The following is an 8,394-nucleotide window of genomic DNA, read 5'->3' as shown; positions in this document are numbered from 1 at the left end:
GAACCTCGCCGATAGCCAACCCGGAACGCAAGTGCACCCATGTGGTAAGTTTGCGCCAATGGGGGCTCGCCCCCTCCCCGCACAAGCCGGACCCGGGGCACGATGGAACAGAGCAGGGGAGCCTCCCAATCGCCAATCTCACATAGAGCGCGAAGTCTTGATGGGGGGATCAACACCCACCCAGTCTTCACGCCCTCCCGCGTGCGGCTGGTGATCCGCCCATAACAGAAGATTAAAAAAAAAGGTTCCCCCGGAGCCCGGCCGCTCCACCCCTCTCACCCGCCGTTCTCGCAGGCGCTCACGAGCGCCCTGATGCAGCCTTCGAGGTCAGGGAGCCTCTCCTGGTACTCCCGCGCGAGCAGGAACGTCCTGACGGCGTCGCCCATCCCCCGGTGGACATCCAGGAGGTGGCGGTACTCCGGGGGAACCGGATACCGGAAGTTTCTCGAAGCGACGGTGGAGCCGTCGACGGAGAAGTCAATGAGCCGGGCGAGGCGGTCGAGGGAGAGGACCTGTTTCATGCCGAAACACCGCCGGATCTCCCGCTGGAGGTCGACGAGGGTGCACCCATCAAGGGAGACCTCTGCGGCGCGGAAGGCCTTCCGCTCCATATGCGCCGCAAAGACGACTACCTTGTTGATATCCCCTGCCGAGAGGAGCGACTCCATGAAGAGCCGAAGGTCGACAAACGCATTCCGGGCGGTCTCTCCGGCCGCCAGAACCTCACTCTCGGGAACCCGGAACGAGTGGTCGTAGGCCATCCCGTACTCGCCGCGGCCCATATTCGCCACGGTGGTCGCGACACCGACGGTTTTGCCGCATTGATCGGTCACCTTCTTCCAGATCTCAACGTCGACATCATACCGGAACTGCTCCCCTATATACCTGACGCTGTCATCCCCGGGCCGGTGGACGACCGCGCCTATCTCGACCGGCATCATGACCGCCCGGCAGGTGCCGTAGACGTAGCCGAACTCGATATCAAGGTAGGCGCTCTCGCCACACTGACCCGTCATGGACTGGAACACACAAAGAGATCTCGTGCGCGGGCGACGAAAAGGTTACCCTGTGCGGGAGCAGTCCCGGCAAAGGTTTATCCGGATAGATGGAGGCCATTCTATATGAGAATTGCAGGATGTCCCTGCACCAGGCAACCATGAGACTCTCTACCATCCGGGAAAGACTTCGTATCGGCGGCCTCTTCGGGCAGAAACTCCCCCGGCACCCGGAGCCCGCCGGCCGTGACCGGGGAGCGGAACTATGCGCGCTCCTCGCCGCCCCCCCGTTCGGGATCACCGATCTCTCCGATGCAGCTCTCCCCCTCTACGACCGGGCACTGACCCACCGGTCATACGCGAACGGCGGGGAGTACCCGGCAGCAGCGGTCGAAGACAACGAACGACTTGAGTTCCTGGGAAACTACGTCCTCGACTTCATCATCGCCGACCACCTCTACGACGCCTACGATCTCCCGCCTGGTGAGATGAACCGGAGGCTCCAGGTGACCAGGAACACGAAACTCGCCAATATTGTGCTCGAACAGGGGCTCGGCATCGACAGCGCCATCAGGAGGAAGGGGCTGGCGCTGACCGATTCCATCATCGCCGACGCGTTCGAGGCCCTGATCGGCGCCATCTTCCTTGACCGCGGCCTTGACGTGGCACGGGAAGTGGTGCTCGCGATCTTTGAGGACGAGATCGCAGAGTGCGACACCCGCAGGAACTACCGGGGGAGGCTCCAGGAGTACGTCGCCCAACAAGACCTCGGCAATCTCGCGTATGACTACCGCCAGACCGGCCCCGGGAACTGCCCGGTCTGGGCCGCCCGGGTGACCGTCGGCGGGGTTCCCCTCGGGAAGGGGGAGGCCCGGACCAAGCAGGGGGCGGCGATGCTCGCGGCAAAAGAGGCGCTCGTCCACCTCGGGGAGGAGTGAGGTGCAACCGGTCTGGCGGGACGCGACCGTCGCCGTCGTCAGGTGCGGGGGCTACGGTCGTGACGAGGTCGATGCGGCCGTCAGCCGCGCGATCGACCTCATCGGGGGTATGGGGAGGTTTGTCGCGCCGAAAGAGTTGGTGCTCCTCAAACCAAATCTCCTGCAGGGCCAGGAGCCGGAGCGGTGCGTCACCACGCACCCGGCGGTCGTCGCTGCCGTCGCCCGCCTCCTCGTGGGACACGGGTGTCAGGTTGTCATCGGCGACAGCCCAGGAGCCGGGATCGTCTACAACGAGACGAACCTGCGGCGGGCATACGCGCGGGCCGGGTATACAGCGGTGGCTGAGGAGACCAGTGTCGTCCTGAACTACGATACCGGCTACCAGACCGTCTCATACCCGGAGGGCGCGGTGATGAAACAGTTCTCCATCATCACCCCAGCGGTCGCGGCTGACGCGATCGTGGTCGTCTCCAAGGCCAAGACCCACATGTGGACCCGGATGACGGGTGCCGCGAAGAACCTCTTCGGGCTCATCCCCGGGCTTGAGAAGCCGGTCTTCCACTTCCGGTTCCAGGACGAGTATGCTTTTGGAAGGATGCTCGTCGACCTCAACGAGTGCATGAAGCCCCGGCTCCAGGTCATGGACGCGGTCATGGCAATGGAGGGGGACGGCCCCCAGGCAGGGAGTCCGCGGAAGGTCGGGGTGATCCTTGCCGGGAGCGACCCTGCGGCCGTGGACACGGTCCTCGCCCGGCTCATCGGGATGGACCCGCTCGAGATCGGGAGCATCAGGAGCGCGGCCGCCCGTGGCCTCATCGATCCCACGGCCGTCCGGACGGTCGGCGACGACCCGGCGGACCTCGCGGTCCCGGACTTCAAAAAACCCTCCACCTACACCGGGGGCGGGGCGGGGCCCTGGCGGCGCGTGGTCCTCGCCATCACGCAGCGGTTCGGGAAGACCTACGCCCCACGGCCCGGCGTGGTCGGGGAGGCATGTATCGGGTGTGGGAAGTGCGAGCGGATCTGCCCGGTGCACGCGGTCACCGTCACTGAGGGCAGGGCGACGATCGACCTCTCGCGCTGCATCAGGTGCTACTGCTGCCACGAGATCTGCACCGAGCGCGCCATCGCCCTCTCCCGGGGCCTCGCCGGAAGACTCCTCGCCCGCCTGCTCGGGTGAAGCGGCGGGCCGGCCGAAACACTCATGAGCGATCCCGATAACGAGCAGAATACCATGCCATGCCCGTTCTGCAACCCGGCCCCGGAGGATATCGTCGCAAGAAACGACCTCTGCTACGCCCGCTACGACATCCACCCGGTCAGTCCCGGCCACCTGCTCGTCATCCCATTCCGGCATGTGGCAAGTTACTTTGATACGACCTACGAAGAACGAATGGCGCTTGCCCGGCTCATCGACGACTGCAGGGAGATCAGCGAACGTGAGCACCATCCTGACGGCTACAACATCGGCGTCAACGTCGGAGAGGCTGCAGGACAGGTCGTGATGCACGTCCATGTTCACTTCATACCGCGCTACCGGGGCGATGTCGCCGGAGAGCATGAAGGGGGCGTGCGGGGCGCGGTACCCGGCAGGCCCGGATGAGATGAACGGGTGGTTTTAGCCCGGGAAAACCCCTGTACATTGACGCACGCGAAGCACACGAGAGTGCGCGGGAGACCGGGTGGATGGATATGCAACTTCCTCTTCGCGTCCTTCGCGGCTTCGCGTGAGCTTTGGTGTGAGATAACGATACGGTCTCACGCGAAGGCTGCGAAGCCGCGAAGATCTTTCCGGGTACCTGCAGGTCGCTGATGCGTGCGAAGGCGCGGTAATTCAGCCGTCCGGTTCGCCGTATCACGCCGCGCGGAACCGGCGTCGGGTATTCGCCGGGCGATACCCCGGGGTGCCTATTTGGAATGATTAATTATGTAAGTAGGGCATAGTTACCCTACGAGGGACTTTAGTGCAGACGCTGCTCTTCCTTATACTATTTCCCATCCTCGTCGCATGTCTTTTATTGTTCGTGAAGCGAACGACATTGCGCTACGCGGTGGTCGCCCTTTCGGCTCTCGCCATCGGGGGGGCATCGATATACCTGCTTATGCGGTATGCGTTCGCGGGCGCGGTCTACTTTGCCGCGCCCTCGGAGGCGGCAAGCCTCGCCATGGTGGCCATCGAGATGGTGCTTGCGCTCTTCATCATTTACATGGGCGCAAAGTTCAGGAACTACCTGGCAATCGCGCTGGCCGTTGTGCAGGCAGCGCTGATCGTGTATCTTGAGATGACGTTCCCGGAGAACCTTCACGCGGCTAACAACCTCTTCATCGACCAGTTCTCCATCATCATGGCCCTGATCATCGGGATCATCGGGAGCCTCATAGCCGTATACGCGGTCAGGTACATGGAGACGTATCATCACCATCATCCGGAGGTGCGTGATCGGCAGAAGATGTTCTTCTTCGTCATCTTCGCCTTCCTTGCCGCGATGTTCGGCCTCGTCTTCTCAAACAACCTCATGTGGGTCTTCTTCTTCTGGGAGATCACGACCATCAGCTCCTTCCTGCTGATCGGCTACTCGGAGACCGATGAGGCGACAAGGAACGCCTTCCGCGCCCTGGTGATGAACCTCCTCGGCGGGGTCGCGTTCGTCGCGGCGATCATCTACCTTGCCGCCGAGCCGGCAAGCGGCGGCATCGATCTCGCCCGGGTGCTCGCCTCAGGCGACACGGCCGTCATCCTGATACCGGCCGTCCTGATCGGGTTTGCCGGCATCACAAAGGCGGCCCTGATGCCGTTCTCCTCCTGGCTCCTCGGGGCGATGGTGGCCCCGACCCCGGTCTCGGCCCTGCTCCACTCGAGCACCATGGTCAAGGCCGGTGTCTACATCCTGGTCAGATTCGCACCGGTCTTCGCCGGGACGTTCGCCGGGTTCTCGGTCGGCCTCGTCGGCGCCGTGACGTTTGTCGTCGCATCCGCGATAGCGATATCGCAGAGCAACGCAAAATTGGTCCTCGCCTACTCGACGATCGCAAACCTCGGGCTGATAGCCGCCTGTGCAGGTGTCGGAACCCACATGCTCGTCTGGGCGGCCATCCTGCTGATCATCTTCCACGCCGTCGCGAAATCGCTCCTCTTCCTCGGGACCGGGGCGATCGAGCACCGGACGGGAAGCCGCGACATCGAGGACATGGAAGGCCTGATCGTCAGGATGCCGAAGATGGCGGTCATGATGTTCATCGGGATCGCCGGTATGTTCCTTGCGCCGTTCGGCATGCTGGTCTCCAAGTGGGCGGCGATCGAGGCGTTCGTCCAGGTCCCCTTCGGCCTGGTCTTCGTCGCCATCCTCGCCTACGGGAGCGCAGTTACGGTCTTTTTCTGGGCGAAGTGGATGGGCAAACTCGTGACGGTCACCCGGGAGACGGAGCGGATCGAGAAAGGGTTCCTGGAGGAGCCCTGGGCTCCTCTCTACATCATCACCGGGCTTGTGATAGCGGCCGTCTTCCTCTTCCCGGTCATATCCTCGACGCTGATTGAGCCCTACGTCCTTGCCATCTACGGGATTACGACGGGCCTTGCACAGACAAACGTCGCTATCATGCTCCTGATGATGGCCCTGCTCCTGATCCTCCCGGTCTCGTTCTTCCTCTTCCGGAGGACCGCAAAGCACCTCCCGGCCTACATGGGCGGGAGGCCCGCGACGCCGGACCTGCACTTCGCAGGCTCCCTCGGCATGACCAGGGAGGCCCAGACCAGGAACTACTACCTCACCGACTACTTCGGCGAGGCACGGCTCTTCCGGCCGGGGGCGGTGGTCTGCATCGTCCTGATCCTCGCATCGTGGGTCCTTGCGGGGGTGGCCTTATGAACGGAATCATAGGCGCAGTCCTCTTCCTCATCCTCGCGCCCATAGCCGGCGGGCTCATCGCCGGAATCGACAGAAAACTCACCGCGCGGATGCAGGGGAGGGTCGGGCCGCCGCTCCTGCAGCCCTTCTACGACGTCGGCAAACTCTTCGAGAAGGAGAACGTCGTCGTCGTCACGGCGCAGAACTTCTACGTCGTCGCCTACCTGGTCTTCATCGCCCTCTCGGGCGCCCTCTTCTTCGCGGGAGGGGACCTCTTGCTGATCGTCTTTGCCTTCACGCTCGCCCACGTCTTCCTGGTGCTCGGGGCCTACGCGGTCCACTCGCCCTACAGCCACATCGGGGCCGAGCGTGAACTGATCCAGGTGATGGCCTACGAGCCGATGATCATCCTTGCGGCTGTCGGGCTCTACATGGTCAGCGGGAGTTTCTACGTCGCCGACATTGCCGCAACGACCGCGCCGGCGATCCTCTACCTCCCCGGTGTCTTCCTGGGCCTTGCCGTCATCCTGACGATCAAACTCAGGAAATCTCCCTTCGACATCTCGACGTCGCACCACGCGCACCAGGAGATCGTCAAGGGTATCACGACAGAGTTCTCGGGCTCGACCCTCGGCCAGATCGAGATCGCCCACTGGTATGAGAACGTCTTCCTCCTCGGGCTCGTCTACCTCTTCTTTGCCTGGAACCCGGTAATCGGGGTCGTTGCGGTCGCGGTCACCTACGTGGCCGAGGTCTTCATCGACAACGTCACCGCACGGGTCCGCTGGCAGGCAGCCCTGAAGAGCGGGTGGCTCGCGGCGCTACTTGGCATCGCGAACCTGGCGATCCTCTCCTATATGATGATCGGAGGTGCATGAGTACCATGGCATTCCTGAAGCGATCACCCTGGATCCTTCATTACGATGCGTCCAGCTGCAACGGGTGCGACATCGAGGTGCTTGCGTGCCTCACCCCGCTCTACGACGTGGAGCGGTTCGGCATCATCAACACCGGAAACCCGAAGCATGCAGATATCCTGCTGATCACCGGCGGGATCAACGAGTTGAACCGCGCGGTGGTCAGGAACCTCTACGAGCAGATGCCGGAGCCAAAAGTCGTTATCGCGATCGGCGCCTGCGCCGCAACCGGCGGCATATTCCGGGAGTGCTACAATATTGTCGGCGGCATCGACAAAGTTATCCCGGTCGACGTCTACGTCCCGGGATGCCCGGCCCGGCCGGAACAGATCATCGACGGTGTTGTTGCGGCGCTCGGGATTCTCGAAGAGAAACGGGAAAAGATGGCGGGAGGAGCGCAGATGAAAGAAGAAGCACGGCATGCAGAAGAGGCAGGTGAGAGTACATGACAGTAAACGAAGAGCAGACTACCATCAGCGTCGCGCTGGAAGACCTCGTACGTGAGGTCGAGGGGCTCCATGCCGACGGCTACCGCCTCGTCCAGATCGGGTGCACGGACGTCGGCGGTGCGTACGAGGTCAACTACTCGTTCGATAAGGGCTACCAGTTCAGGAACCTCCGCCTGACGGTCGGACCGGAGACGGAGGTCCCGAGCATCTCCGGTATCTACTGGGGAGCGTTTGTCTATGAGAACGAACTGCACGACCTCTTCGGGATCCCGGTGACCGGGATAAATATCGACTTTAAGGGGACGTTCATCAGGACCGCGGAGAAGTTTCCGTTCAGCGTCACAAGAAGGGGGGATGACCGATGCCAGAACGCATAGTCGTGCCGTTCGGGCCGCAGCACCCGGTGCTGCCGGAACCGATCCACCTCGACCTCGTCCTTGAGGATGAGTTGGTGGTGGATGTGGTCCCCTCCATCGGCTACATCCACCGCGGGCTTGAGCAGCTCGTGCAGAAGCGCGAGTACACTGAGTACGTCTACGTGGCGGAGCGGATATGCGGGATCTGCAGTTTCATGCACGCGCTCTGCTACTGCCAGGGCATCGAGCATATCATGGAGATCGAGGTTCCTGACCGAACGCGGTATCTCAGGACGATCTGGTCGGAGTGCTCGCGTCTCCACTCCCACCTCCTCTGGCTCGGGCTGTTTGCGGATGGGATGGGCTTTGAGAACCTCTTTATGCGGTCCTGGCAGCTCCGGGAGAGTGTGCTCGATGTCTTCGAGGATACCACCGGGGGGCGGATCATCCAGGGCACCTGCAAGGTCGGCGGGGTCCGGCGCGACATCGGGGCTGAGAAACTCGCGGAGATGCACCGCGCGCTCGACCCCTTCGAGGAACAGTGCCGGGACCTCGGTGATGTCTTCTTGAACGACGATACGGTGAAATACCGCCTCCAGGGCCTCGGGGTCATCCCGAAGGACGAGGCCTACGCCCTCGGAGCCGTCGGCCCGACCGTGAGGGCAAGCGGGGTCGCGATTGACCACCGGGAGACCGGGTATGCGGCCTACGGGGATCTGGGATTCAAACCGGTCGTCGAGACCGACCGGGGACTGCTACGCCCGGTGTGCCGTCCGTGTCCGTGAACTCTACTCCTCCATCGACCTGATCAGGAGGGCGATCGAGGAGATGCCCGAAGGCCCGATCGACGTGAAGGTGAAGGGAGCGCCGAACGGCGAGTACTTCTCCCGCGTG

The 8,394-nt window shown here is 62.9% G+C and carries 8 protein-coding genes and 1 pseudogene; 8 read left to right on the top strand and 1 reads right to left on the bottom strand.

Annotation, left to right across the window (positions count from 1 at the left end; translation table 11 throughout):
- Nucleotides 1–275: 275 nt before the first annotated feature.
- Nucleotides 276–1,016 (bottom strand): hypothetical protein, encoded by a 741-nt coding sequence (locus BP858_RS11845; protein WP_074174921.1) that lies wholly within the window; start codon nucleotides 1,014–1,016, stop codon nucleotides 276–278.
- A gap of 89 nt (nucleotides 1,017–1,105) precedes the next feature.
- Between BP858_RS11845 and BP858_RS11840 the strand changes: the two genes are divergently transcribed.
- From BP858_RS11840 to BP858_RS11805, 8 genes and pseudogenes are all read left to right on the top strand, one after another.
- The gene (locus BP858_RS11840) at nucleotides 1,106–1,933 is read left to right on the top strand and encodes a ribonuclease III family protein (protein WP_074174920.1); all 828 of its coding nucleotides are present in this window, start codon (nucleotides 1,106–1,108) and stop codon (nucleotides 1,931–1,933) included.
- Nucleotide 1,934: 1 nt separating this feature from the next.
- Nucleotides 1,935–3,113, top strand: a complete 1,179-nt coding sequence (locus BP858_RS11835; RefSeq protein WP_074174919.1) for a DUF362 domain-containing protein — start codon at nucleotides 1,935–1,937, stop codon at nucleotides 3,111–3,113.
- A 54-nt stretch (nucleotides 3,114–3,167) separates the two neighbouring features.
- Entirely contained in the window at nucleotides 3,168–3,536 is a 369-nt protein-coding gene (locus tag BP858_RS11830; protein ID WP_014867432.1) for an HIT family protein, read from the top strand.
- Between the two features lie 361 nt (nucleotides 3,537–3,897).
- The gene (locus tag BP858_RS11825) at nucleotides 3,898–5,799 is read left to right on the top strand and encodes an NADH-quinone oxidoreductase subunit L (protein WP_014867433.1); all 1,902 of its coding nucleotides are present in this window, start codon (nucleotides 3,898–3,900) and stop codon (nucleotides 5,797–5,799) included.
- Nucleotides 5,796–6,656, top strand: a complete 861-nt coding sequence (locus tag BP858_RS11820; protein ID WP_074174917.1) for a respiratory chain complex I subunit 1 family protein — start codon at nucleotides 5,796–5,798, stop codon at nucleotides 6,654–6,656. Before BP858_RS11825 ends, BP858_RS11820 begins: the two co-directional genes overlap by 4 nt.
- A gap of 5 nt (nucleotides 6,657–6,661) precedes the next feature.
- Nucleotides 6,662–7,144: an NADH-quinone oxidoreductase subunit B family protein gene (locus BP858_RS11815; protein ID WP_062263984.1), complete on the top strand. Its 483-nt coding sequence runs from the start codon at nucleotides 6,662–6,664 to the stop codon at nucleotides 7,142–7,144.
- Nucleotides 7,141–7,521: an NADH-quinone oxidoreductase subunit C gene (locus BP858_RS11810; RefSeq protein ID WP_014867436.1), complete on the top strand. Its 381-nt coding sequence runs from the start codon at nucleotides 7,141–7,143 to the stop codon at nucleotides 7,519–7,521. Before BP858_RS11815 ends, BP858_RS11810 begins: the two co-directional genes overlap by 4 nt.
- A pseudogene (locus BP858_RS11805) lies at nucleotides 7,506–8,394 on the top strand (nickel-dependent hydrogenase large subunit); the annotation flags it as partial. The gene BP858_RS11810 and the pseudogene BP858_RS11805, both read left to right, overlap by 16 nt.

Source organism: Methanoculleus sp. UBA413 (assembly GCF_002502935.1).
In the GTDB taxonomy this organism is placed as follows: domain Archaea; phylum Halobacteriota; class Methanomicrobia; order Methanomicrobiales; family Methanoculleaceae; genus Methanoculleus; species Methanoculleus bourgensis.
Note: the sequence above shows the minus strand (reverse complement) of the source record. Positions and strands in the feature narration are given on the sequence as shown.